30 protein-coding genes and 4 tRNA genes are annotated in these 24939 nt (G+C 38.5%); 17 read left to right on the top strand and 17 right to left on the bottom strand.

The genetic code is table 11. The annotated features are described in order from the left end of the window. Window positions 1–4: 4 nt before the first annotated feature. The 9 genes from rplK to BSEPE_RS02170 all read right to left on the bottom strand — a co-directional run bounded on the left by rplK (window position 5) and on the right by BSEPE_RS02170 (window position 4566). A complete protein-coding gene (gene rplK / locus BSEPE_RS02210; RefSeq protein WP_066043523.1) occupies window positions 5–433 on the bottom strand; it encodes a 50S ribosomal protein L11 in 429 nt (142 codons plus the stop codon). A gap of 57 nt (window positions 434–490) precedes the next feature. Next, window positions 491–1024, bottom strand: a complete 534-nt coding sequence (gene nusG / locus BSEPE_RS02205) for a transcription termination/antitermination protein NusG (RefSeq protein WP_066043521.1) — start codon at window positions 1022–1024, stop codon at window positions 491–493. A gap of 14 nt (window positions 1025–1038) precedes the next feature. After that, a complete protein-coding gene (gene secE, locus BSEPE_RS02200; RefSeq protein WP_231893513.1) occupies window positions 1039–1413 on the bottom strand; it encodes a preprotein translocase subunit SecE in 375 nt (124 codons plus the stop codon). A gap of 21 nt (window positions 1414–1434) precedes the next feature. Continuing rightward, window positions 1435–1510, bottom strand: a tRNA-Trp gene (locus BSEPE_RS02195). A 255-nt stretch (window positions 1511–1765) separates the two neighbouring features. After that, window positions 1766–2956 (bottom strand): elongation factor Tu, encoded by a 1191-nt coding sequence (gene tuf, locus BSEPE_RS02190; protein WP_066042991.1) that lies wholly within the window; start codon window positions 2954–2956, stop codon window positions 1766–1768. Between the two features lie 32 nt (window positions 2957–2988). Next, window positions 2989–3064 (bottom strand) — tRNA-Thr (locus BSEPE_RS02185). 16 nt (window positions 3065–3080) lie between these two features. Further along, window positions 3081–3154 (bottom strand) — tRNA-Gly (locus BSEPE_RS02180). Between the two features lie 18 nt (window positions 3155–3172). After that, window positions 3173–3257 (bottom strand) — tRNA-Tyr (locus BSEPE_RS02175). An 85-nt stretch (window positions 3258–3342) separates the two neighbouring features. Next, complete coding sequence (locus tag BSEPE_RS02170) at window positions 3343–4566, bottom strand: malic enzyme-like NAD(P)-binding protein (RefSeq protein ID WP_066043515.1); 1224 nt, start codon at window positions 4564–4566, stop codon at window positions 3343–3345. Between the two features lie 403 nt (window positions 4567–4969). Between BSEPE_RS02170 and BSEPE_RS02165 the strand changes: the two genes are divergently transcribed. Genes BSEPE_RS02165 through BSEPE_RS02145 form a run of 5 tightly spaced genes read left to right on the top strand, consistent with a single transcriptional unit; the run spans window position 4970 to window position 8627 of the window. Beyond that, entirely contained in the window at window positions 4970–5149 is a 180-nt protein-coding gene (locus tag BSEPE_RS02165) for a hypothetical protein (protein WP_066043512.1), read from the top strand. Beyond that, window positions 5150–5602 carry a division/cell wall cluster transcriptional repressor MraZ gene (gene mraZ, locus BSEPE_RS02160; RefSeq protein WP_066043509.1) on the top strand — a complete coding sequence of 151 codons (453 nt, stop codon included), beginning with the start codon at window positions 5150–5152 and terminating at the stop codon, window positions 5600–5602. It abuts the gene before it with no gap. Beyond that, on the top strand, window positions 5599–6525 hold the full coding sequence (rsmH, locus tag BSEPE_RS02155) for a 16S rRNA (cytosine(1402)-N(4))-methyltransferase RsmH (protein WP_066043506.1): 927 nt from the start codon (window positions 5599–5601) through the stop codon (window positions 6523–6525). Before mraZ ends, rsmH begins: the two co-directional genes overlap by 4 nt. A 6-nt stretch (window positions 6526–6531) precedes the next feature. Further along, on the top strand, window positions 6532–6798 hold the full coding sequence (locus BSEPE_RS02150) for a cell division protein FtsL (RefSeq protein ID WP_083502954.1): 267 nt from the start codon (window positions 6532–6534) through the stop codon (window positions 6796–6798). After that, a complete protein-coding gene (locus BSEPE_RS02145; RefSeq protein WP_231893512.1) occupies window positions 6795–8627 on the top strand; it encodes a peptidoglycan D,D-transpeptidase FtsI family protein in 1833 nt (610 codons plus the stop codon). The genes BSEPE_RS02150 and BSEPE_RS02145 overlap by 4 nt, the downstream gene beginning before the upstream one ends. A gap of 39 nt (window positions 8628–8666) precedes the next feature. Here BSEPE_RS02145 and BSEPE_RS02140 read toward each other — a convergent pair whose 3' ends face one another. From BSEPE_RS02140 to dnaG, 3 genes are all read right to left on the bottom strand, one after another. Beyond that, the gene (locus BSEPE_RS02140) at window positions 8667–9071 is read right to left on the bottom strand and encodes a hypothetical protein (protein ID WP_157059365.1); all 405 of its coding nucleotides are present in this window, start codon (window positions 9069–9071) and stop codon (window positions 8667–8669) included. A gap of 107 nt (window positions 9072–9178) precedes the next feature. Beyond that, complete coding sequence (locus BSEPE_RS02135) at window positions 9179–10966, bottom strand: S8 family serine peptidase (protein WP_066043496.1); 1788 nt, start codon at window positions 10964–10966, stop codon at window positions 9179–9181. Window positions 10967–11314: 348 nt separating this feature from the next. After that, window positions 11315–13120 carry a DNA primase gene (gene dnaG / locus BSEPE_RS02130; RefSeq protein WP_066043494.1) on the bottom strand — a complete coding sequence of 602 codons (1806 nt, stop codon included), beginning with the start codon at window positions 13118–13120 and terminating at the stop codon, window positions 11315–11317. An 18-nt stretch (window positions 13121–13138) separates the two neighbouring features. Here dnaG and BSEPE_RS02125 point away from each other — a divergent pair, with 18 nt between their 5' ends. The 4 genes from BSEPE_RS02125 to BSEPE_RS02110 all read left to right on the top strand — a co-directional run bounded on the left by BSEPE_RS02125 (window position 13139) and on the right by BSEPE_RS02110 (window position 16394). Continuing rightward, entirely contained in the window at window positions 13139–14035 is an 897-nt protein-coding gene (locus BSEPE_RS02125) for an LpxL/LpxP family acyltransferase (RefSeq protein ID WP_066043492.1), read from the top strand. A 72-nt stretch (window positions 14036–14107) separates the two neighbouring features. Continuing rightward, window positions 14108–14368, top strand: a complete 261-nt coding sequence (gene rpsO, locus BSEPE_RS02120) for a 30S ribosomal protein S15 (RefSeq protein ID WP_066043490.1) — start codon at window positions 14108–14110, stop codon at window positions 14366–14368. 73 nt (window positions 14369–14441) lie between these two features. Further along, entirely contained in the window at window positions 14442–15536 is a 1095-nt protein-coding gene (prfB, locus tag BSEPE_RS02115; RefSeq protein WP_083502953.1) for a peptide chain release factor 2, read from the top strand. A 60-nt stretch (window positions 15537–15596) separates the two neighbouring features. Continuing rightward, the gene (locus BSEPE_RS02110) at window positions 15597–16394 is read left to right on the top strand and encodes an N-acetylmuramoyl-L-alanine amidase (protein WP_070104546.1); all 798 of its coding nucleotides are present in this window, start codon (window positions 15597–15599) and stop codon (window positions 16392–16394) included. Between the two features lie 16 nt (window positions 16395–16410). Here BSEPE_RS02110 and BSEPE_RS02105 read toward each other — a convergent pair whose 3' ends face one another. Next, a complete protein-coding gene (locus BSEPE_RS02105; protein ID WP_066043486.1) occupies window positions 16411–17247 on the bottom strand; it encodes a LysR substrate-binding domain-containing protein in 837 nt (278 codons plus the stop codon). Between the two features lie 103 nt (window positions 17248–17350). Between BSEPE_RS02105 and BSEPE_RS02100 the strand changes: the two genes are divergently transcribed. Genes BSEPE_RS02100 through gorA form a run of 3 tightly spaced genes read left to right on the top strand, consistent with a single transcriptional unit; the run spans window position 17351 to window position 19757 of the window. After that, window positions 17351–18085 carry a glutathione peroxidase gene (locus tag BSEPE_RS02100; protein WP_066043483.1) on the top strand — a complete coding sequence of 245 codons (735 nt, stop codon included), beginning with the start codon at window positions 17351–17353 and terminating at the stop codon, window positions 18083–18085. Between the two features lie 59 nt (window positions 18086–18144). Further along, window positions 18145–18372: a ferritin family protein gene (locus BSEPE_RS02095; protein WP_231893511.1), complete on the top strand. Its 228-nt coding sequence runs from the start codon at window positions 18145–18147 to the stop codon at window positions 18370–18372. 53 nt (window positions 18373–18425) lie between these two features. Continuing rightward, window positions 18426–19757: a glutathione-disulfide reductase gene (gene gorA / locus BSEPE_RS02090; RefSeq protein ID WP_066043481.1), complete on the top strand. Its 1332-nt coding sequence runs from the start codon at window positions 18426–18428 to the stop codon at window positions 19755–19757. Between the two features lie 10 nt (window positions 19758–19767). On the opposite strand, the gene BSEPE_RS02085 is transcribed toward gorA, so the two are convergent. Continuing rightward, a complete protein-coding gene (locus BSEPE_RS02085; protein WP_066043479.1) occupies window positions 19768–20253 on the bottom strand; it encodes a thermonuclease family protein in 486 nt (161 codons plus the stop codon). A gap of 56 nt (window positions 20254–20309) precedes the next feature. Between BSEPE_RS02085 and hisI the strand changes: the two genes are divergently transcribed. The 5 genes from hisI to tatC are packed head-to-tail and all read left to right on the top strand — an operon-like array spanning window position 20310 to window position 22384. Next, on the top strand, window positions 20310–20690 hold the full coding sequence (gene hisI / locus BSEPE_RS02080; protein ID WP_066043349.1) for a phosphoribosyl-AMP cyclohydrolase: 381 nt from the start codon (window positions 20310–20312) through the stop codon (window positions 20688–20690). Beyond that, on the top strand, window positions 20683–21000 hold the full coding sequence (locus BSEPE_RS02075) for a phosphoribosyl-ATP diphosphatase (protein WP_066043347.1): 318 nt from the start codon (window positions 20683–20685) through the stop codon (window positions 20998–21000). The genes hisI and BSEPE_RS02075 overlap by 8 nt, the downstream gene beginning before the upstream one ends. A gap of 17 nt (window positions 21001–21017) precedes the next feature. Beyond that, window positions 21018–21230, top strand: coding sequence for a twin-arginine translocase TatA/TatE family subunit (gene tatA / locus BSEPE_RS02070; RefSeq protein WP_408065658.1), 213 nt, complete (start codon window positions 21018–21020; stop codon window positions 21228–21230). 3 nt (window positions 21231–21233) lie between these two features. Continuing rightward, window positions 21234–21518 (top strand): Sec-independent protein translocase protein TatB, encoded by a 285-nt coding sequence (tatB, locus tag BSEPE_RS02065; protein WP_066043345.1) that lies wholly within the window; start codon window positions 21234–21236, stop codon window positions 21516–21518. After that, entirely contained in the window at window positions 21515–22384 is an 870-nt protein-coding gene (gene tatC, locus BSEPE_RS02060; protein ID WP_066043343.1) for a twin-arginine translocase subunit TatC, read from the top strand. The genes tatB and tatC overlap by 4 nt, the downstream gene beginning before the upstream one ends. Before the next feature lie 25 nt (window positions 22385–22409). Here tatC and BSEPE_RS02055 read toward each other — a convergent pair whose 3' ends face one another. From BSEPE_RS02055 to BSEPE_RS02045, 3 genes are all read right to left on the bottom strand, one after another. Beyond that, window positions 22410–22994: an ANTAR domain-containing response regulator gene (locus BSEPE_RS02055; RefSeq protein ID WP_066043341.1), complete on the bottom strand. Its 585-nt coding sequence runs from the start codon at window positions 22992–22994 to the stop codon at window positions 22410–22412. 119 nt (window positions 22995–23113) lie between these two features. Next, the gene (locus BSEPE_RS02050; RefSeq protein ID WP_066043338.1) at window positions 23114–24334 is read right to left on the bottom strand and encodes an ammonium transporter family protein; all 1221 of its coding nucleotides are present in this window, start codon (window positions 24332–24334) and stop codon (window positions 23114–23116) included. An 8-nt stretch (window positions 24335–24342) separates the two neighbouring features. Next, window positions 24343–24690 carry a P-II family nitrogen regulator gene (locus tag BSEPE_RS02045; RefSeq protein WP_066043336.1) on the bottom strand — a complete coding sequence of 116 codons (348 nt, stop codon included), beginning with the start codon at window positions 24688–24690 and terminating at the stop codon, window positions 24343–24345. Between the last annotated feature and the right edge of the window lie 249 nt (window positions 24691–24939).

The following is a 24939-nucleotide window of genomic DNA, read 5'->3' as shown; positions in this document are numbered from 1 at the left end:
CTGATTAACCCTCCACCGTAATGCCCATAGAACGGGCTGTACCTGCAATAATATTTACCGCTGAATCCATGTCATTTGCGTTCAAATCTTTCATTTTGATGGCTGCAACTTCTTCTAATTGTGCACGAGTAATCTTGCCAACTTTATCTAAATTTGGCACACCGCTACCTTTCTTGATGCCTGTTACTTTTAAGATTAACAATGCTGCTGGCGGTGTTTTAGTAATATAAGTAAAACTACGGTCGCTATAAACCGTAATAACCACTGGCACTTTCATACCTTTATCGATATCTTGGGTTGATGCGTTAAACGCTTTACAGAAATCCATAATGTTCACACCGTGTTGACCCAATGCTGGACCTACTGGTGGTGAAGGATTTGCCTCTTGTGCTGGAATCTGCAGCTTAATATACGATTCAATTTTTTTAGCCATTTTTATCTCCTTGTGGGTACAAACGCTTAATACTAGACTAAGCTCCCCTGTTAAATATTAAGTTTTCGCAACTTGCGAGAACTCCAACTCTACTGATGTCGTGCGTCCAAAAATCAACACCTCTACTTTCAGTAAATTCTTTTCATAGTTAACTGCTTCCACAGTGCCATTAAATTCATTAAACGGCCCATCAACAACCAAAATCTCTTCACCCGGCTGGTAAGCAACCTTAGGTTTAGGCTTGTCTGCACCTTCCTGGACACGCGCCATAATCTTGTCAACTTCTCGTTGAGTAATCGGCGATGGCTTACCTGAAACACCGCCAATAAAACCAATCACATTCGTGGTGTTTTTTATGGCTAGCCAGCTTTGCTCAGTGAGTTCCATATTAATCAACATATAACCTGGAAAGAACTTTCGTTCTGCTGTTTTCTTCTGACCATCTTTGATTTCTACTACTTGCTCGGTTGGAATCACAATATCACCAACCAAATCTACAACACCTTCTCTCTCAATTGTTTCTTCAATCGCAAGCTTTACTTTCGCTTCATATCCGCTTCTTGCGTGGAGTACATACCATCTCTTAGACATTTTTATAATCCCTTTTAGTTTGTTAGTAGTTGAACAGCCCAAGTAAAGAACGCATCAACAATCCATAAAAATATCGCAACAATAACTACTGCTACCATAATCATACCAGTCGTCTTAACGGTCTCATCTTTGGTCGGCCAAACAACTTTACGCAATTCAATTTTTGTCTCTTTGAAAAACGCATTTAAACGGATGCCCTGTGGTGATTTGAAAAACACAAAGCCTGCAACCACCAAACCTGCCAACAAAACCAACACCTTGTAAAGCGTTGTGTTTAATGCCAATGGGTTACTATAGTAAAGCACTAACGAAGCAATCACAACTAGAATTGCTACAAACATTCCTATTGACGACTCTTTTGCTACTTGACTTTCTGTATTCTTACTCACAAATCACATCCTATTTTAATATGGCAGGCAAGGAGGGACTCGAACCCCCAACCAACGGTTTTGGAGACCGCCACTCTACCAATTGAGCCACTTGCCTAAAATTAAGAGACTGTTGAATATTGAAAAGCACAATTTATGGAACACATAAAACAGCACCTTTTTCACTCAAAAAACTCGTCAAATAGCTGGCTATTCTTCTCATTTTTTAGTAAAAAATGCACTATTTTCTGCATTTCCTAAATCGCACTTTTAATAATCAACAGTCTCATTAAAAATACCTTTACTAATCAAACGATTACTAAAGGTATTCTTTATAAGACTCAAAACCTCTGAGCCAATTCTACTATTTCCTTTAATCTGTCACCTTAGCAACAACACCCGCGCCAACCGTACGACCGCCTTCTCTAATGGCAAATCTTAAACCATCTTCCATAGCAATCGGAGAAAGTAATTCTACTTGCATTTTCACATTGTCGCCAGGCATTACCATTTCTACGCCCTCAGGTAATTGACATGCGCCAGTTACATCTGTTGTTCTAAAATAAAACTGTGGACGGTAGTTGTTGAAGAATGGTGTATGACGACCACCTTCATTTTTGCTTAAGACATAGATTTCTGCTTCAAACTTTGCATGTGGTTTGATAGAGCCTGGTTTCGCCAATACTTGACCGCGTTCAACTTCTTCTCGCTTGGTGCCACGAAGAAGCACGCCAACATTGTCACCTGCTTCACCAGAATCTAATAACTTACGGAACATTTCAACACCTGTACAAGTGGTGGTTTTTGTTTCTTTGATACCAACAATTTCTAATTCGTCACCAACATTAACAACCCCTGCTTCAATACGACCTGTTACAACGGTGCCGCGGCCAGAGATTGAGAATACATCTTCAATTGGCATAATGAATGTCTTATCTGTGTCGCGCTTAGGGGTTGGAATATAAGTGTCTAATGCTTCAACCAGTTTGACGATTGAAGGCACACCGATGTCTGAAGTATCGCCTTCTAATGCCTTAAGTGCAGAGCCAAAGATAACTGGCGTGTCATCACCTGGGAAATCGTATTCTGTTAATAACTCACGGATTTCCATTTCAACCAATTCTACCAATTCTTCATCGTCAACCATATCGGCTTTATTCATATAAACAAGGATGTATGGAACACCAACTTGCTTAGACAAAAGAATGTGCTCACGGGTTTGTGCCATTGGGCCATCTGTGGCAGCGATAACAATAATAGCGCCGTCCATTTGGGCAGCACCGGTAATCATATTTTTAACATAATCCGCATGTCCTGGGCAATCTACATGAGCATAATGACGCGTTTCACTTTCGTATTCTACATGGGCTGTTGAGATAGTAATGCCGCGTTCTCTTTCTTCAGGAGCGTTATCAATATCTGCATAGTCGTTAAATTCACCGCCGTTTGCTTCTGCCATTACTTTGGTGATGGCTGCTGTTAGGGTAGTTTTACCATGGTCAACATGACCGATTGTGCCAACATTGACATGGGGTTTGTTTCTTTCGAATTTTTCTTTTGACATTTTATATTCCTCATTTTTATTACATTAATTTATGGAGCTCACCAGCGGATTTGAACCGCCGACCTCTTCCTTACCAAGGAAGTGCTCTACCGACTGAGCTAGGTGAGCGCAACCTCTTTCACTATGGAGCGGGTAACGAGAATCGAACTCGTCTCATTGGCTTGGAAGGCCAAGGTAATACCAATATACGATACCCGCAAATCCTATTTTGCTCTTTGGTGGAGGGGGAAGGATTCGAACCTTCGAAGGCGGAGCCGACAGATTTACAGTCTGTTCCCTTTGGCCACTCGGGAACCCCTCCCCAAAAAGCAATCGGGTATTATCCCATAAGTTAACAGGATAAACAAGGGTTTTTTTAATAAATTTAGTCGTAAGATTTAGAAAGGTTAAATATTTGCAACACCACTTAAAACTGCAGCATCAAACACTGCTTTTGGCACCACATCAACCAACCTTTTATCGAATGGTTTTGGAATAATGTAATCTTTGCCAAAGCTCATAGAGTCGGCATTGTAAGCCTTTAACACCTCTTGAGGAACCTCTAATTTCGCCAAGTCTTTAAGCGCATGCACGGCAGCAATTTTCATTTCTATATTTATTTCTTTGGCTTTGGCATCAAGTGCGCCTCTGAAAATAAAAGGAAAGCCTAAAACATTATTCACTTGATTTGGATAATCACTGCGTCCTGTTGCCATAATTAAATCATCACGCACTGAGTGGGCGTCTGCAGGAGAGATTTCAGGGTCAGGATTGGACAAGGCGAATACAATTGGATTATTTGCCATTGACTTTATCATATCTTTAGACACCAAATTGGCAGCTGCAACGCCAATGAATATGTCACAACCTCGCATAGCTTCGGCCAAAGTTTTTTTATCTGTTTCTGCCGCATATTGCGCCTTAACTTGACTAACATTTTGAAGGTCGGTAGAAACGACACCTTCTTTATCAACCAATAAAATATTGTCTTTATTTAAGCCCAGTTTACATAATAAATTTAGCGTGGCAATACCTGCTGAACCTGCGCCCAAACAAACCAGTTTCACTTCTTTAATGTTTTTTCCTTGAATCTCAATTGCATTTAACAAACCAGCAGAAATAATAATAGCAGTGCCGTGTTGGTCATCATGAAAAACTGGGATATCAAGTTCCTTAATTAAACGCCGTTCAATCTCAAAACAACGCGGTGCTGAGATATCCTCTAAATTAATACCCCCAAAAGTTGGGGCAATATTTTTCACCGTTTGTACAAATTCATCAACATCTTGGGTATCAACTTCAATATCAAACACATCAATATCAGCAAATTTTTTAAACAATACCGCCTTGCCCTCCATTACCGGTTTTGATGCTAAAGGTCCAACATTGCCCAAACCTAAAACTGCAGAACCATCTGAAATCACGGCAACCAAATTACCCTTGGCAGTGTATAAATCTACTTTACTAGCATCTTTGGCAATTTCTCTAACGGGTGCAGCCACGCCAGGCGTATAAGCCAAAGATAAATCTGCACTGCTTTCCATGGGTTTATGCGCATTAACGACAATTTTTCCCGGTCGATTGCCCTGATGGTAATCCAATGCTTTTTGATGTAAATCACTATTTGACATAACGCTTCCTTTTTTTAAGACCAACTAATCAATTTATTCATAGCGGTAATATTACTAACGCTAATGTTTTTTGGGCATTGCGCCTCACGATGACGGTGATTGGAACAAACGCCAAATCCATTATTAAACATCACCTCACTCATACGCTTAGCACGTATATTTTACCTTGTGGTAATTGCTCTAAATGGTTAATTTTAGCCGCCACAAAAAGCAAAGAACGGTATTGATGTGCCTTTTCTAGCACCTTAGCAATAGAATTTCTATGAATTAAATGATATTTCATAACCAGAATTTAGCAGAAAAAATATAAATCGTATAAAAAATCTGTATTTTTTAAAAGTAGTAAAAAGTGGTATAAAGTGGTATAAAATGTATTTTTAAACAACAATAATGGGCGTAGATTATGCAACTCAAAAAAATACTTATCGGTGTACTTTTGTCAACAACTTCACTCAGTGTATTAGCCCTAATCGGTGCCAAACAAGCGGAAATCAACAATGGTAAAGCGTTTGTCGTGATTACTATTGTTGCCCTTATTTTAGGTGCGATGGCTTTTTATCAAAAGCAACTGCAACCTCGTTAAATGTTTCGCGGGGTTCACAATCTCAGCATTGATGTTAAAGGACGACTCAAAATCCCAACACGCCATCAAATGCAAATCGATGAGATTTGCACTGGGAAAATGGTGCTCAGTATCCACCCAGATGACGCTTGTTTATTACTTTACCCCTTAAAATATTGGCTGACACTTGAAGAAAAGATCAGCGCCCTGCCCTCGCTCAATATCCACAGCAAACGCTTAAAACGCAAACTCATCGGTCACGCCACCGACTGCGAACTGGACGGTGCCTCACGCATTTTAATCCCTGCAACTTTGAGAGAATATGCTAGCATTGACAAAAAAATTATTATGAGCGGACAAGGTCACAATTTTGAACTTTGGGACGAAACTGTATGGCACAAGCAACTCGATAACCTTGATACTCTAAGCGAACAAGAGAAAATCCCAGTTGAAGTCTCTCAACTATCACTATGACCAGTAACCATCACCAGTCTGTAATGTTCAATGAGTCTATCGAAGGCTTAGCAATCAAAAAAAACGGCATCTACATAGATGCAACTTTCGGTAGAGGCGGTCATACACAAGGTATTCTAAACCAATTAGGCAATGACGGCAAAGTCATCGCCTTCGACCAAGACCTTGCTGCCATTGAATACGCGCAACAAAATTTTAACGATAAGCGATTAACCGTTATTCATAGTCCTTTCGCTAACATGCACAACCTACTTACAGAACAAGGGCTGCTCGGAAAAATCGACGGTATTTTAATGGACCTCGGTGTCTCCTCCCCGCAACTTGACAACGCTGATCGTGGTTTTAGTTTTAACGCTGACGGACTATTAGATATGCGTATGAACCAAACTACTGGCATCAGTGCCGCACAATGGCTTGCCACTGCCAACGAAACTGAGATTGCCAATGTCATCTACGAATTCGGCGAAGAGCGCAGAAGCAGGCAGATTGCTACTGCCATCAAAAGATTCCAAATAGAAAAGCCAATTGAAACCACACTGCAATTAGCCAACATTGTCGCCAGCGTGGTCAAAACAAAAAAGCATAAACATCCCGCAACTCGCACCTTCCAAGCTATCCGCATTTTCATCAACCAAGAACTCAAACAACTCTCAGATACGCTAAACCAAACCCTTAAAATCCTCGCTGTTAAAGGTCGCCTATCTGTCATCAGTTTTCACTCCATTGAAGACCGCATTGTCAAAAAATTCATTCAAAAACACTCAAAACAAAAACAGCTGCCGAAAGGTCTGCCGATTATGAACAATGAAACCAAGCAAATGCCCCTCAAAGATTTGGGCAAAAGTTTTGCCAGTAAAGTAGAAATCAACGATAGCAGACGCTCAAGAAGTGCGATACTACGAATCGCTGAACGAATTGCATAGGAGATTATGACAATGCTGATTAATCGTATTAATGCATTACTTATTCTTGTCATTGTCATCTTGTCTTTTTTAACAATTTATTGGCACAATCAAAGTCACTTGCTTTACAAAAAAATTACCTCCGTGCAACAAAATAATCAATTCATTACTGCCAAACAAAAACAACTATTGAGCGAATATTCAGAACAAATGAGTGGCAACAAAATTCAAAAAAAAGCCATTACTAAATTGCGCATGCAAAGACCTGTGAAGATTAGAGTGTTAAACCTATGATAGTTAAACTCAAAGAAATGTTCAAACTTTCTAGGACACAACATTATTCACGCCGTCAAAACATAATTAAATGGTCTTTTATCGTTCTTTTTTGTGGCTTTGGCTATCGAGTAATGACCATTCACCAGCTTGATGCGGGCAATATCACATTACAAGAAAGGGGCAATCAACAAGCCTACAATACATTCAAATCCAAAGCGCGCCGTGGTGATATCCTGGATAGAAATGGCGATACCCTCGCTAGCACCTTGATTTTGAAAAAAGTCAACTTAGACCCCACTCAAATTCAACCCGTCTTTATTTCAAAACTCGCTAAAGCATTAGAAATTCCTGAGGCGGAATTACAAGAAAAAATTAAGAAAAAACTCAGTAGACATCTGGGTAGAAAAAACCTAGTCATTCGTAAAAACCTCAGACTTAATAGCCCAATTCTTGCAAACCTGGAAAGACTAAACAAAGTAAAACTAAGAGTTTGTCAAAGCCACCTCACTAAGCCCGGCTTAACTAAGCCGGGCTTAGTTAAAAATTGCAAAATGCAAAATATTCGTGGTGTTAGACTGCAAACAGACACCCGCAGATACTACCCAAAATCCGCCTCATTAGCCCCTCTGATTGGTCGTGTCAATCACAACGGCATCGGTGCATCTGGCATTGAAGGCGAATTCGAGCCCACCCTCGCAGGACAAGACGGTGTTAAATCCTTAAGTTTTGACCAATTTACCCAAGGTGGTTATTTTAACCTTGCAGTCGACACCCCGCTTAAACACGGTCAAGATATCAGCCTAACCATTGACGCCAACATTCAATTCTACACCTATGCCGCCATCAAAAAATCTGTTGAAAAACATAAGGCTGATTCTGGCTCAGCCATTATTCTCAATGCAGAAGGTGAAATTTTAGCACTTGCTAACTACCCTGCCGATGACCCAAATGATAAAACTGTTTACCACGCAGAAAATTATCGAAACCATGTGCTCTCAGATAAAATAGAACCTGGCTCAACCATGAAGCCATTCACCATGCTTTTAGCACTAGATAAAGGCAAAATTACCGCAACTGATGATGAAAAAATTGATGTGACAAAACGCATCGGGCACCTAAAACCCGACGGTAAATATTTCAAAATGACCGTCAAAAAAATCCTTCAAAAATCCCACAACCTTGGCACCGTCAATGTCTCAGAAAGACTAACAAAAGAAGATATGTATAATACTTGGAACAAACTTGGTTTCGGACGCTCACTTGGACTCATTCCCAATATTGAAACCCCTGGTACTTTAAAAACCACACACTCATGGTCAACATCGTCCAAACGCACTTTATCTTATGGTTACGGACCCATGCAAACCAACTTAGCCCAACTCGCCAGAGCCTACCTAGTTTTTGCTAATAATGGCGCTATACCTCCACTAAAGTTGGTCAAAGGCGTTAGTACTTACCAAGAAAAAACCCAAGTATTCAACAAAGCCTCCACCGACAAAATTGCCAGTTTATTGGATGCTGTAGTATCCCTCAAGGGCTCCGGCTATCGTGCTCGCATCAAAGGCTATAATATCGCAGGAAAAACAGGCACTGCGGAAATGCTCATCAATGGAAAATACAACAAAGACGGTGCAAAACGCACTTTTTTCGTTGGCTTCGTCCCTGTCAAAAAACCAAAATATATTATGGTCGTCAGGCTAGACTATCCAAAAGAGTGCTATGCAAATTGGAACCCAAAACTAAAAATTAGTTGCGAAGGTTCAAACTCGGCTGCTATAGTGTTTAAAGAGGCAATGGAAAATATCTTAAGCAGCGATCAATCTATCAAACGCACGATAAAAAAATAACTGTCTTCAACTGTGGGGTTAAATTTATCGCCGCTAATTCTAATAAGTTTTAACAATGTTGTTTATTTTTCCAAAAATTGGGTTGTGTTTTGAATTAAGTATGAATACTGTCCAAATGTCTTGAAAAGCAGTAACGGAAATTGCGTTTAAATCTCTGCTAAGTTGCCAAAAGAGTGTGGCTGAGTCTTGTTCGGATTGATAATCTATGATTGTGAGTTGTGCCCTAGTACCGCCTGGCAGGTCTTTTCCTAAAAATATGAACACAGCAACATCACCTTCAACCCAGTTAGGAGTATCCATAGTAGACGGCATATCATGCCAAAAATCTTGCCATTCTTGAGCATTTTTCATAATGGCAAAACCAGATGTGCTATTAACTTGAGTGTCAAAAATCCAATTTTGGCGAATGTGATCAGGTGTTATTTCAAGGATTTGACTGCTCATGTTTTTTTGTTTAGAACTATTGGTATTTATAGCATAAGTCGCATTGCCTAGAAAATAAAATAATGGCAACAATGCGACTATTTTTACTAACTTCAACAGCATCCAAATTACAGGACAATTTGGTCGTTGTATTCATTTTGATGTGTTTCTAAATAAGCCACAGCATTTGCTAGATTAATCTCTGTATAACCAACAGGGGCAATAGTTAAGCTTAAATTGTAAGCGCTACTATCTACTTGATTAACACCATCGTAATAATTATAACCATCGTAATAATCTACTCCCACATAATAAGTACCCGCAGCCAATGTTTCTTGGTAAGCAATATCAACACTGCCCCATGCCCAACCTTCATGAATTGCTTTGCCATTGCCATCATATAGATTTAAATCTATATCAGAGTCCAGATTAGACAACAAAAAATCAACACTGCTTTCTTTAGTTAATTCAAATTGATAAAAGTCTTTATCATCTATAGACTTGGTAACAGAATCAGTTAATAGTTTGGTGCCAGTAGTTAAAACTCCTATTTTTTGCGCAGTCGCTATTTTTCCGTCATCTGGTGTTGATGTTGGTGTTGATGTTGGTGTTGATGTTGATGTTGATGTTGATGTTGATGTTGATGTTGATGTTGATGTTGATGTTGATGTTGATGTTGATGTTGATGTTGGTGTTAGTGCGCCATTATCAACAGTTAAGCTTAAATTATAAGTACTACTATCTGCTTGATTAACACCATCGTAATAATCTACTCCCACATAATAAGTACCCGCAGCCAATGTTTCTTGGTAAGCAATATCAACACTACCCCATGCCCAACCTTGATGAATTGCTTTGCCATTGCCATCATATAGATTTAAATCTATATCAGAGTCCAGACCAGACAACAAAAAATCAACACTGCTTTCTTTAGTTAATTCAAATTGATAAAAGTCTTTATCGTCTATAGACTTGGTAACAGAATCAGTTAATAGTTTGGTGCCAGTAGTTAAAACTCCTATTTTTTGCGCAGTCGCTATTGTTCCGTCATTAATTGTTGTGATTGTATCTGACATTGATAACGCATCAACTAAAACATCTTTATCAAAATAATTTGATGAAACAGCTGTAGAGGTGCCATCATTAATAGTGTAGTTGGTAACTTTATCGCCTGTTTTTTGAATAAGATCCAAAAACTCTTCATCTGTTAATTTATGTCCTAATAAATCTATTGCTGCCTCTTGCAAAATTGCAGCAGCGCCTGCAATTGTTGGCGCAGAAAAACTGGTGCCTGATATTGAGTGCACAACACCGCTATCATCAATTACATTGACATTTTTACCTAAGGAGGCAACATCAGTTAAATCTTTGTGCTGTTGTGAAAAATTAGTAAAATCGCCATTTATATCGGTAGCGGAAACTGAAATAACGCTCTCACTGGAAGATAGACAATTAACACCATCAGTAGCATAAGATGCTTTACTATTGCCAGAAGCAACAGTAACAATTACACCTTTGTCATCCAGAGCCTGATATTCATCGGAGCCCAACCAAACAGAAGGTGTTTGCACATTGCCAGAAACTAAAGACATGTTAACTGCAGTAATGTTATAAGTATTTGTGTTGTTAACTACCCATTGTAGCGCTTCCTCAATATCAGAAAAATACGCACCTGATGAACCGTCTGAAAATACCTTTAAATGAATAATTTTAACGCCAGAAGCTACTTGTTGAGCAACATTTGCAACCATCCCGCCATGATTGCCACCGCTATTGACTGCGTTGCTATCGTTGTCTGCAAAATCATAAGAGTAAACGACATTGCTATTGGTATAACTCGTTGAAATACCTTGATCGATTATAACGATGGTTTGTCCAGCACCTGTATATTTGCCTGTATAGTTATCTAATGCCATAATAATTTCTCCTTATTTTTGAACCACTTGGAAAAGCCCCAAAATGAATTTAGGGTTCCTACTTTCTGATGAAATTTTATCATTAAAACCCTACCCATGTCAACTTTCTTTCCCAGCGTGAGATCACTCTGAACTCTAAAGCCCCTCCGACAAACTGAATATCTGCCAAACTAGAGAGTAAACTAAAATATCGGAGCACTCCACAACAAAATAAGGCGACATTCGATAATTGGTTATCACACACCCAAATTAATGTTAAGCCTAAAGGCTTAAGTCGAGTTTGGACTTGGTCTAATTAGCCCCTTTGGTCTTAACAACGACCAACCTATCAGGCACATGGAAAAACAACTATTTTTTAACCTTACTTTTCTGAATGCCTTCCATCACTTTTCGTTGCGCCTCTAGAGTGTTGGCACTTGAAATTAAATTTTTTACTTTAGTGCTTTCTTGAAATTTCTCAGCGGCGTTTAGGGCGGATTGAAATTCATCACGGGCTTGGTTTTCGCTTAAGTGCGGCGTGAGAGTGCAGAGTTCCTGTAGGCGCTTATAGACGCCAGACTTGGGTTTAAAGGGTTTAATAAGGTCCTCTTGAGTGATATCTTCGTCAATTTCTGCAGAATGGATTAATTCTAATAATACTTCTGATTTATCAATATTACGCACTCTAACTTCGACGGTACTATCCGCCAATGACGGATAATTGAGAAACAGGCTAATCATCTTTGACATTAAGGTTTTAGTGGCGTTATTTTCTTTTTTAGCAGGAACAAAATCGGTGTGATGGTCAATTTCGTAGTCTGGTATTGCAGATTCATCATTCATTTCAAGTGGGGCTTGCAGGGCTTGTACTTGCAAGGTTTCTGTTCGTCTGTCAAAAATAGTTTGGACTTGTTTGACGCTTTGCCCAACTTCGTTTGCAACGCCATCAATCAATTGTTGTTGATAAACATCATAGGTTACTTGTGCAATCAATACTGAGACTTTTTCTAAGAATAAAGTCTTGCCTTCAATGCTGTTAAAATCGACTTCTTTTTTGGTGTGTTCAAATAAAAACCTTGAAAGGGGTTGTGCTTTTTCAATGCGTTTTTCAAAAGAAAGCGCTGATTCTTTTTTAACCAAAGTATCTGGGTCTTCGCCGTCGGGTAGAAATAAAAATTTAATTAATAAACCTGCTTTGATCATTGGCAAAGTGATTTTAAGTGCCTTCCACGCCGCAGCGCGACCTGCATCATCACCGTCAAAGCAAAAGACAATGGTTTTGGTGGTGCGCATTAATGTTTGCAAATGCTCTGGGGTAGTTGCTGTGCCTAAAGTTGCCACCACTTTGGTGATACCTGCTTGATGTAATGCAACCACATCCATATAACCTTCAACCACCAAGATATAGTCCATTGTGCGTGAGAATTTGCGTGCATGATGCAGTCCGTAGAGTTCTTTTGATTTGAAAAAGATAGGGCTTTCTTGAGAATTAAGGTATTTTGCTTTGGCATTTTTGTCAAACGCTCGTCCGCCAAAAGCAACAACATAGCCTTTGCTATTGTGAATTGGGAACATTAAACGGTCACGGAAAAAATCGTAGTCGCCGTATTCGCCTGTTTTGATTAAACCCAAGGCTTTTAAATCAATAACATCTTGCTCGGTTTTTTCAAAATGGGTTAATAAATCTTTGTTGCCTGGCGTGGCAAAACCCAAAGCAAAACGCTTGGCAATTTCACTACTGATACCGCGTTTTTTTGCATAATTAACCGCTTTGGCTTTGGCGGGAGAGGTCTTTAATTGTTGCCGATAAAATTCGCCGACTTTTTCAGATAGCAAACGATAACGCTCTAAACTGGGGTCAATAGGTGTAGTGTTTTTATCATATATAATTGTCAATCCAAATTCGCTAGCAATGGTTTCTACGGCTTCGACAAACGATGCGTTTTCGTATTTTTGGATAAAACTAATTGCATTGCCACTCTCGCCACATTTAAAACAGTGATAAAATTGCTCCTGTGCATTCACAGCAAGGTTTGGATTTTTGCCTCCGTGAAATGGGCAAGGTGCACGATAACCACTGCCTGATTTTTTGAGCGTCAAGCGTTTGCCAATCAAATCTACAATGTCGATTTGATTGGGTAAATCATTAAGAAAATTTTCACTAATGTAAGGCATATATAAGAACACATTTTAATGACAAAACAGAATTTTTATCATCCTAAATTTATCCCAACTTGGATTTTAATTGCTTTAATGAAATTAGGGGCAAGACTGCCGATTAAGACACAAATCTCTATGGGCAAATCCATGGGGCGTGTTTTATATCGAATATTGAGCAAATTTAGACGCATTGCACTGGTAAATATTGCCAAGTGCTTTCCACATAAAAGCAAATCCGAAGTTGAGCAACTAGCAAGGCAACATTTTGAGTCGCTTGGTATTGCTTTTTTCGAATCCGCCAATTGTTTTTATTTAGCAGATTCCGCACTTAGAAAAATTTATAGTATCAGCAATATCGATATTTTGGAAGACGCCATAGCGCAGAAAAAAAATGTCATTTTATTGGTTGGGCATTTTACGACGATGATGTTGGCAGGTAGGATTTTGTTACAAAATTTTAAATTTGCCGATATCTATCGACCACAAAATAATGCGCTATTTGACGCAGAAATGACCAAGCAATTTATCAAACATGGTGCAATAATGGTTAAGACTAAAGATTCAAGGTCCCTCATTAAAACCTTAAAATCAGGATTACCAATTTGGTACGCGCCCGACCAGGACTTAGGTGTAAAAAACTCAGTTTTTGCACCCTTCTTTGGCGTAGAAACTGCCACCATTAAAGCCACTGCAAAATTAGCAAATATCGATAACACGGTGGTTATCCCACTGGCATTCACACGCATAGAACTAGGCTATAAACTAAATTTTTCCCCCCCGCTGGAAGTGTATCCATCAGCAGATGCACAGCAAAATGCCACGCTTACTAATAAAATACTAGAGCGACAAATCCTCACAACGCCCGAGCAATACCTATGGATTCACCGTCGTTTTAAAAGCCGCCCAAAAGGCGAAGAGATTTTTTACTAAAAGATTGGCAAATAAAATCCAATTAGCGTATAATTGCTCTTTTTATATTTTCATCCAATAGATAACATAATTATGTCAATTGATACACAAGCAATCATCAAAGAATACCAAACCGCAGAAGGCGATACCGGTTCAACCAATGTTCAAGTCGCTTTATTAACAGCACGCATCAAGCATTTAACTGAGCATTTTAAGACACATAAAAAAGACCATCACTCAAGAAGAGGTCTTTTGCGTTTAGTTTCTCAGCGTAAAAAGTTATTGACTTACCTTAGAAGTAATGATGTTCCTGCTTATTCAGATTTAATTTCTCGCTTAGGTCTTAGAAAATAACTATCTAAACAGAAATAAAAAAAAGCCCCATTTTTTGGGGCTTTTTTGTTTTTAAAAGAATAAAATACCCATTATGGAACTCTCGCCCACTTATCAAAAAATTGACGACTTAATTCAGCGTTCTATCGCGCTATCACAGCACCTTAATTTAGAAGAAAAACGCGCTCGTCTTGAAGAAGTGCTATTGGAAATGGAAAATCCCGATGTTTGGTCTAATCAAGAAATTGCTTTAGCATTAGGCAAGGAAAAATCCATCTTAGAAAATATATGCACAGTATTCGACCAATCTAATGCGGTTTTAGAAGATGCAACAGAACTCTTAGATATGGCACAATCTGAAAATGATGAGGATACCGCTAATAGCCTCATGATTGATTTACAAACCTGCGAAACTGCAATTGAGCGCTTGGAATTCCAAAGAATGTTCAATGGTAAATTAGACGCCAATTCTGCTTATCTTGATGTTCAATCGGGCTCAGGTGGCACCGAAGCCCAGGACTGGGCAGAGATGGTATTACGAATGTATTTGCGTTGGGGTGAAAAACACGATTTCAAAGTGAAATTAATGGAAGCCTCCGCAGGCGAAGTGGCAGGCATCAAATCTGCCACCATTCACTTTGAAGGTGACTATGCTTACGGCTGGTTGCGTAGTGAAATCGGTATTCATCGCTTGGTCAGAAAATCACCCTTTAATGCCAACGGCAAACGCCACACCTCTTTTTGCTCAGTTTTCGTTTCTCCTGAAATAGACGACAACATTAATATTGACATCAACAAAACTGATATTCGCATCGACACCTACCGCGCTAGTGGCGCAGGTGGGCAACATGTCAACAAGACAGAGTCAGCCGTACGCATTACCCACTTGCCCACCAACACTGTGGTGCAATGTCAAGACGGTCGCTCACAACACGCCAACAAAGATCAGGCGATGAAACAACTTAAATCCAAACTTTACGAATTAGAAATACAAAAACGCAACAGCGAAAATCAAGAACTGGAAGACAACAAATCCGACATCGGCTGGGGGCGTCAAATCCGCTCGTATGTATTAGACCAATCGCGCATTAAAGATTTACGCACAGGTTTTGAAAGCAGCAATACAAGGGATGTATTAGATGGCAATTTAGATCAATTTATCAAGGTAAGTTTAAAAGCAGGGTTATAATAAAAATCCTATCTCAAAAGAAATTAGTTATAATTATCATTAATTGTTTAAAAAAAATTAATGAAATATTTATTTAAAATAACCACTTTCACTTTATTATCTTCTATTTTAAATATGACAAACGCCCAAAACTTTGTTATCAATAAAGAATACAAATCTGATAATTTCAATTCAAGAATAAGGCAAATTATTATTCATTATACAGTTGCTGATACTGAAAGGTCATTTGAAGAATTACTTGGCAAGGATGTGCATAGAGCAGTCAGCTCTCATTATTTGATCAATAATGCAATAAGTAAAAAATATCCTGATATTATCTATCAACTGGTGCCAGAATCTAAACGCAGTTGGCATGCGGGCGTTAGTGCGTGGGGCTCAGATTCAGATTTAAACAACTCCTCTATTGGCATAGAGATTGTCAATAAAGATGGTAATCTATACCCCTTTACTCAGCAACAAATTGAGGCGCTGATATTTTTAGTTAAGCAAATCAAACAGCGCTATGCTATTAAAGATATCAATATCATTGGTCACTCCGACATTGCCCCCAGTAGAAAAATAGATCCTGGAACATTGTTCCCATGGAAAAAATTGGCTAAAAACGGACTTTCTGCTTGGTATGATAAATCTGATATTGAATATTTTACCCACAGGCTTAAATCTGTCCCTGATAAGGAAATAGTCAAACAATCTTTAATAAAATATGGCTATAGTTTTAGCGCTGCCCCGAATGACCCTGAGTTATATCGCTCTATTATATCTGCCTTTCAAAGACATTTTAGACCTAATAAAGTAAACGGTGTAATGGACTTAGAAAGTTATATCATTTTATCGGCTTTGATAAAAAAATATCGATAAGTAAGTAAAAAAGCATTCACCTTAAAAATAAACTTAATGTCAAAATTCCATCTTCATTAGGCGTATTTTTACGATAAATAATACCAATATCACGAGATAATACCACTTGGTTTTTGTCAATAATCAGCTCTGGATATTTATCTAAAATTCCACTATCTATAACAATTTTTGGTAAAAAACTTACCCCAATTTCCATGTTAATCATAATCACTAAAGTTTCTAAACTGGCACAAGTATATTCTGAGACTTTTGTTTTATCAATATTGTCATTATCTAAGATATGACTTCTTAAACAATGCCCTTGTTCTAATAACAATAATTCATTATTTTGACCATTTTGGTGTTTAACCAAATACAATTTATCTTCAAAAATTCGCTTTTGAATGATATTTTCTCTTTCTTCAAATGGAAATGCAAAAATCGCAAAATCTATTTCTAATTGTGCAACTTTCAATAAAAGATTGGCACTGGTATCTTCAATAATAACTAATTTAAGTTTTGGATAGTTTTGTTTGACCTTGGCGACAAATTCTGGCAACAAATAAGCGGCAATGGTTGGAATGATGCCAATTTTAATGGTTGAGTTAAAAAAATCTAAATCAGCCACCCCGATCAAATCTTGCATTGAAAACATTACATCTTGAGCATATTTAGCAATCCTTACGCCTATTGGTGTAAATAAAACATATTTATTGGTTCGCTCAACTAATTGCACATTTAAGTCTTGTTCTAATTTATTGATGCCGGCACTTAGGGTTGATTGACTCACAAAACAAGCCTTTGCAGCCTTGGAAAAATGCAGGTGCTTTTTAAGCGCTAAAAGGTATGTTAAATTTTTAAGTGAAGGTAGCATAAATATTGATAATCGTTTTTATCAATCATTATAATCAATATTTTTCGTTTTACTTAATAATTAATTCTATCTAAAATAACATTTTAATCAATAAGGAGTAATCATGTTAGAAGATAAAACAGCAAATAAAGTGCCTAGTGTCACTTTTAAAACACAGCGCAATCATCAGTGGGTAGATATTACAAGTGATGATATTTTTAATAATAAAACGGTTATTGTATTTTCACTACCTGGCGCCTACACACCCACTTGCTCCTCTTCACACTTGCCGCGTTTTAATGAATTAGCCCCTATTTTTAAAGAAAATGGTGTGGATGAAATTGTTTGCATATCGGTTAATGATACTTTTGTAATGAATGAATGGAAAAAAGATCAAGAGGCTGAAAACATTACCATGCTTCCCGATGGCAATGGCGAATTTACCGATGGTATGGGAATGTTGATAGATAAAAATCATTTAGGCTTTGGCAAAAGGTCGTGGCGTTATTCTATGTTGATTAAAAATGGTATTATTGAAAAAATGTTTATTGAACCAGAGGTAGAAGGCGACCCATTTGAGGTATCTGATGCTGATACAATGCTAAATTACATCAACCCTAATGCAATTGTGCCAAAAACAGCTACCTTGTTTTCTCGCAAAGGCTGTCCACATTGCAAAAGAGCGATAGACTTATTAGAAAAACACAAAATTTATGTTGAAATAATAGAGCTTGGCAAAGGTATCACCTCTCGTTCATTAAACGCAGTGAGTGGAAAAAGTACCACACCACAAATATTTATCGGTGGTAAATATATTGGCGGCGCTGATGAATTAGAACAATATTTTAAAGGAGAATAATCATGGCAAATGAAGGCTATCACGAAGCTGAGAAAAACTTAACCTAAGAAACCAAAGATATGCACAAAGCAATTGTCTCTTTAATGGAAGAATTAGAGGCAATTGATTGGTATAATCAGCGTATTGATGCGTGTCAAGACAGCGAATTATCGACAATTTTGGCACATAATCGTGATGAAGAAAAAGAACATGCCGCAATGGTGCTAGAGTGGATTAGACGCAAGGATAAGGCTTTTGACAAAGAACTAAAAGATTATTTATTTACCGACAAACCGATTGCGCATTAATTTCTTGAATGAATTCAAATAAGGGCGAAAGCCCTTTTTTTTAGGAGAAAAAAATGAAAAAACATTATGATATGATTGCAATTGGTGCGGGTTCTGGTGGACTATCAGCGGTAGAACGCGCAGCAGAATACGGCAAAAAATGTTTGGTGATTGAGGTTAAAACCATTGGTGGTACTTGCGTGAATGTCGGCTGTGTGCCTAAAAAAGTAATGTGGTTTGCGGCCAATACAGCAACACAGATTAACAGCGCCAAGGGGTTTGGGTTTGATGTTGAGCTGAAAAACTTTGATTGGAAAGCGTTAAAAACAGCAAGAGATAACTACATTAATGGTATTACCACTTGGTACGATGGATATTTAGAAAAATTGGGCATTGATTACATTCATGGCTTCGGCAAGTTGGTAGATAAAAATACCGTATCTGTGAATGGTAAAAATTACAGTGCCGATTATATCGTTTTATCGCCTGGTGGTGAACCAGCGGTGCCGCACATTGAAGGCGCAGAATACGGTATTACTTCTGATGGGTTTTTTGAATTAGAAGCATTGCCTAAGAAAGTTGCGGTGATTGGTGGTGGCTATATCGGTGTTGAATTGGCGGGTGTGCTAAATGCACTTGGTAGTGAGGTTGAGATTTTTGGCAGGGCAGATACCTTGTTACGAGGCTTTGACCCGATAATTCAAGCAGCATTGGAAAAAGACTACACGGCACATGGTATTAAAATTCATCATGGTACTACGATTGATAAAGTCTCTGTTGATAAAACCATTTTTACCAATCACGGTGAATTTGGTGGCTTTGAGCAAATCATTTGGGCAGTCGGCAGAAACCCAATGACACAACATTTAGGTTTGGAAAATGCAGGCGTTGCGTGCAATCAAAGGGGTTTTATTCCAACAGATAAATTCCAAACAACCAATGTGGAGAATATTTTTGCACTTGGTGATGCAACTGGGCGCACGCCACTCACGCCAGTTGCCATTGCCGCAGGTAGAAGACTGTCAGATAGGATTTACAATGATATGAAAGATAGGCACCTAGATTATAACAATATTGCTACTGTGGTGTTTTCACATCCACCGATTGGCACAATTGGACTAACCGAAGCAGAAGCAAATGAGAAATTTGACAAAGTTAAAATTTATCAATCAGAATTCACGCCGATGGCAGATGCCCTATTGGATCATAAAACCACGACTGCACTTAAGTTGGTGTGTGCTGGCGATGATGAAAAAGTAGTCGGTTGTCATATCATCGGTCATGGCGCGGATGAAATGTTACAAGGTTTTGCAGTGGCTATTAAGATAGGCGCAACTAAAAAACAATTTGACGATACCGTTGCCATTCATCCATCAAGCGCAGAAGAATTGGTTACTATGCGCTAAAACACGCTTGTTATTTATGTTGATAAGGGTTTGATTTTCGATACTTCCTTGGCATAATCGGTGGCTGATAAAACCCCCAAAAACCCACCTTCTTAGACTTGGCTAATTCTTCTTCCTGTTTGTAAAAATCACCAAAGGCGAATGCCATGCCCTCTTCAACCATTGTTTTGGCAATATCAATATCACCTTTATATATCTTGACTAAGACGCGCTTATAATGACCGATAGCGATGGGTGTGATGGTTATTTTGCCTGGTGTTTTTGTCAGAAGTGTTTTCATATAGTCTTTGGATAATCGTCCACAATCTATAATTTTATCTTTTGTAGGTTGACAAGTTTGCCTGGTTTCTGGTGTGTCGATATTGGCAATACGCATTTGTAGACTAATGCTGTCACCATCAACGATGTATAAACTTTTTTCACTGTTTAAGGCGAAGGGTTTAATGCTTGCAAAAGCACTGCCGACGAATAAAAAAACCAATATAAATAATGGCATACACTCCCCTTAACTATCGGTAAAATCATTATTTTATAATATTTTTTATTGATTGCGTGAATGCTTTAGACCAAATACAATTTGACAGTAATGGATTAATTGCTACCATTGCCCAAGATTTTTCCACAGGGGAAATTCTAATGTTTGCATGGATGAATGCAGAATCTTTAGCATTAACGATTGAAAAACAGCAGGCGGTGTATTATTCTCGTTCGCGAAAAAAATTGTGGTTTAAAGGTGAGCAGTCGGGGCATATACAAAATATTAAAGAAATTTTTACAGATTGCGATAATGATGTTATTCTACTCAAAGTTGATCAAGTCGGTGGTATCGCCTGTCACACGGGGAGAAAATCTTGTTTTTTCCAGAAGGTGGAAAATGATGCGTGGACCACGACTATGCCAGTTTTAAAGGACCCAAAGGATATTTATGGATAACATTTTAAAACAACTTGAGCGTGTATTAGAGCAACGAAAAGGCACTAATGCAGACAGTTCTTATGTTGCCTCTTTATACGCCAAAGGCACGGATGAAATCTTAAAAAAGATTGGCGAAGAATCTGCCGAAGTGATTATGGCAGTCAAAGATGACCAGGCAGATAAAATCATTTATGAGGTTGCTGATTTATGGTTTCATACATTGGTATTATTACGCCACAAAGACATTGAAGTGGCTAAAATAGAGACAGAATTATCAAGGAGATTTGGTTTATCGGGTTTAGAAGAAAAAGCCAGTCGTAGTAAATAAATAATAGGAGAAAAAATATGATGCCAGGACCGTTTGAATTAATTATTATTTTAGTCATTGTTTTGTTGTTATTTGGTGGCAAGCGCCTGAAGAACATTGGTGGCGACCTTGGTGGTGCCATCAAGGGCTTTAAAAAATCAATGAAAGAAGGTGAAAATGACAACATTGATAGCACAGATACTGTCATTGATGCTAAAGTCATCAAAGAAGAAGATAAAGTAACAAAATAAACCATGTTTGATATTGGCTTTTGGGAGTTTGCCTTAATTGGTGTTATTACCTTGATTGTGGTTGGACCTGAAAGAATGCCGGGGATTGCTCGCACGGTCGGTCGCTATGTAGGCAAAGGCAAACGCTTTGTTGCCAAAATTCAAGCAGACATCGGTGAGGAACTTGAAGCCGACAAACTCAAAGAGCATCTAAATTTAGAAGACAAGGATTCCAGTATCCTTGAAATCATTGATGAAACCAAAGACGCTTTGAATGACATTAAGAATGATGCCAATACAAAATTATGACCAATAAGGATATGACGCTGATTCAGCATTTGATTGAGTTGCGTGATACTTTGTTGCGCTCAATGATTGCCATTTTAGTTATTTTTATTGGCTTGTTCCCTTTTGCTAATGAGGTGTATGCTTTTATTGCAGCGCCTATCATTGGTGTCCTGCCAACGGGTTCTAATATTATTGCTATTGGCGTTATTTCACCTTTTTTAACACCACTCAAAATGGCATTGATTATTGCTGTGTACGGAGCAATGCCTTATTTACTCTATCAAATTTGGTCATTTATTGCGCCTGCACTTTATCAACATGAAAAGCGTTTAATTCTGCCATTGGTCATCTCATCAACCATTTTGTTTTACGCAGGATTACTGTTCTCGTTTTATATTGTATTCCCTGTTATTTTTGGATTTTTGTCCAGCATCGGTCCAAGCGTGGTGGACTTTACCCCAGATATTCAATACTATTTAGATTTCGTGTTAAAAGTGTCGTTTGCTTTTGGTGTTGCGTTTGAAGTACCAATTGCCACCATCTTAATCATTATGTTTAATATGACCACGATTGAGAAACTTAAAAAAAATCGTCCATATGTGGTGATTGGTGCCTTTGTATTGGGGATGCTGCTAACACCACCGGATATTATCTCACAAACCTTAATTGCCATCCCGATGTGGTTATTATTTGAAGCAGGTTTGATTTTTGCACCGATGTTTCAGCGTCGAGAAGAATCAACAAAAGAAAATGACGACGACCCTACGCCTGCCGATGATTTTCCAAAGTCAAAAACAACGAAAATAAAAGAAGAGGACGAGAACGATGACGATGACGATGACGATGAATTCGATAGAATTGAGGCAGAATTTAAAAAGTTAGACTGATTTAAACCTTTGTAGTGCGTAAGCTCTAATCAAGTAATTCAAATGTATTAATTAAACTTTCAGCCACATCGACAATGCGCTTATTCTTATCCATTGCCATTTTTCGTAAAGACTGGTAAGCCTCATCTTCACTAATGTCTTTGTGCTTCATTAATAAACCTTTGGCTTTCTCAACTGCTTTTCGTTCTGAGAGTTGACTGCGAGTTGCATCCAACTCATCTTTTAATGCCTGGAATTCTCTAAATCTTGCCATCGCGACATCAATGATAGGCTGGACACGATTCTCTTCCAGTCCATCAACGATATAGGCATTTACGCCAGATTTAATCGCTGAACTTGCCATTTCAGAATTAGACTCTTCGGTAAACATCACAATCGGCTTGGGTTTAGTTTTGTTAATATCAGTCAGGTTGGCAAATACTTCGTTGTCAGGAATATCTGCATTGAGAATGACCACATCTGCATGGGTTAACTCATTGCTATCTTGTAAAGTAGCACTGCTGTCCATGCGACAAATCACCTCATGCCCTTTATCTTGTAAAGCACGACGCAACATTGCCGAACGACCTGTGTTCTTGTCAACCAAAATAATTTTAAGCGCTGCATTCATGAAGGATAATTATATATGATTTGAAAATTTTATTTATTTTCTTTTACAACACTTTCGTTAGACGAAAAAAACCCCCAATAAAGGGGGTTAAAATTCATACGAATTTTAGGGGGTAATCTTTACTTAGTTGTAAATTCTGGATATGCGTGTAAACCACACTCAGATATATCCACGCCTTCAGCTTCTTCTTCTGCTGAAACACGAACACCCATTACTGCTTTAAGAGCTAACCAAAGCGCGAATGAAGTTGCAAATACCCAAATAAAGATTGTCGCCGCACCTAATAATTGACCTGTGAATGACACCCCATCGTTGGTTACTGGCACTGCTAATAAGCCCCATAAACCAACCACACCATGCACAGAAATTGCACCAACTGGATCGTCAATTTTAAATGTTTTATCTAAAATTGAGATTGAGAATACCACTAAGATACCACCAATAGCGCCGATTAAAGTTGCCTCTAAAGCAGTTGGCGTATCAGGACCTGCAGTAATCGCAACCAAACCAGCCAATGCACCATTTAGTGCCATTGTTAAGTCTGCTTTACCCCATAGGATCTTAACCAATAGTAAAGCTGCAATCACACCACCCGCTGCTGCTGCGTTAGTGTTTAAGAATACCATTGCAACAGCGTTGGCACTTTCTTTGCTTGCCATTGCCAACACAGAGCCACCATTAAAACCGAACCAACCCATCCATAAGATAAAAGTACCTAAAGTTGCCATCGGCATATTAGCACCTGGAATCGCATTAGATGAACCGTCTTTGTTGTATTTTCCCCTGCGAGCACCCAATACAATCACACCTGCTAACGCTGCCGCTGCACCTGCCATATGAACAATACCCGAACCTGCAAAGTCAGAAAAACCGTAGTCGCCAAGCGTAAACAAACCGAACACCGCTTCACCATTCCAAGTCCATGCACCTTCCATTGGATAGATGATGCCAGTAAATACGACTGCAAAAGCAAAGAATGAGAATAACTTCATCCGCTCAGCTACCGCACCAGAAACGATTGACATCGCTGTTGCAACGAACACTACTTGGAAGAAGAAGTCAGAAGGTTTGGCGTAAGTCGCATCTTTTGCGATTACCTCAATCCCATCTAATATGACACCGCCACCGTACATGATGTCATAACCGTAAATCATATAAGTTGTACAAGCAATCGCAAACAAACCAATGTTCTTGGTTAATATTTCCGTTGTATTTTTGCTTCGCACTAGGCCTGCCTCTAACATTGAGAAGCCTGCTGCCATCCACATTACCAGCGCACCCATTACCAAGAAGTAAAAAGTGTCAATGGCAAATTGCATTTCTAAAATTGTATTTTCCATGTTATCTCCTACAGCGCTACTGCGCCAGTTTCGCCCGTTCTAATACGGACCACTTGTTCTAAATTGCCAACAAAAATCTTGCCGTCACCGATTTTACCTTCGCCGTCAGATTTTGCTGATTTGCTAATTACTTCAATCACGCTGTCCACTTGGTCTGCTGAAATTGCAATTTCTAATTTAACTTTGGGTAAAAAATCTACCGTGTATTCTGCACCGCGATAAAGTTCTGTGTGTCCTTTTTGACGACCAAAACCTTTTACCTCTGTTGCCGTAATTCCTGAAACACCAATTTCAGAAAGGGCTTCTCTCACTTCATCAAGTTTAAATGGCTTGATAATTGCTGTTATCATTTTCATATAACTTCTCCTAAAAAATAGTTCTCTGCAAAATTGCAAATCCCCCATAAACAAAAAAACCAGTAACCCAACTTGCATAAAAATATGCAAATTTGATTACTGGCTTCTATACCTTTTCCCAGTTCCCTCTTTGAAACTGACGAAAAAAAAACGCTTACTTAAACCTTTCTCAAAGAAAAAAGCTTAAATAAACGCCGATGTTTTGTGTTGATTTCTCCACCTTTGGAGAAATAACTGCTGATAATTATA

This window comes from endosymbiont of Bathymodiolus septemdierum str. Myojin knoll (assembly GCF_001547755.1).
Classification (GTDB): domain Bacteria; phylum Pseudomonadota; class Gammaproteobacteria; order PS1; family Pseudothioglobaceae; genus Thiodubiliella.
Note: the sequence above shows the minus strand (reverse complement) of the source record. Positions and strands in the feature narration are given on the sequence as shown.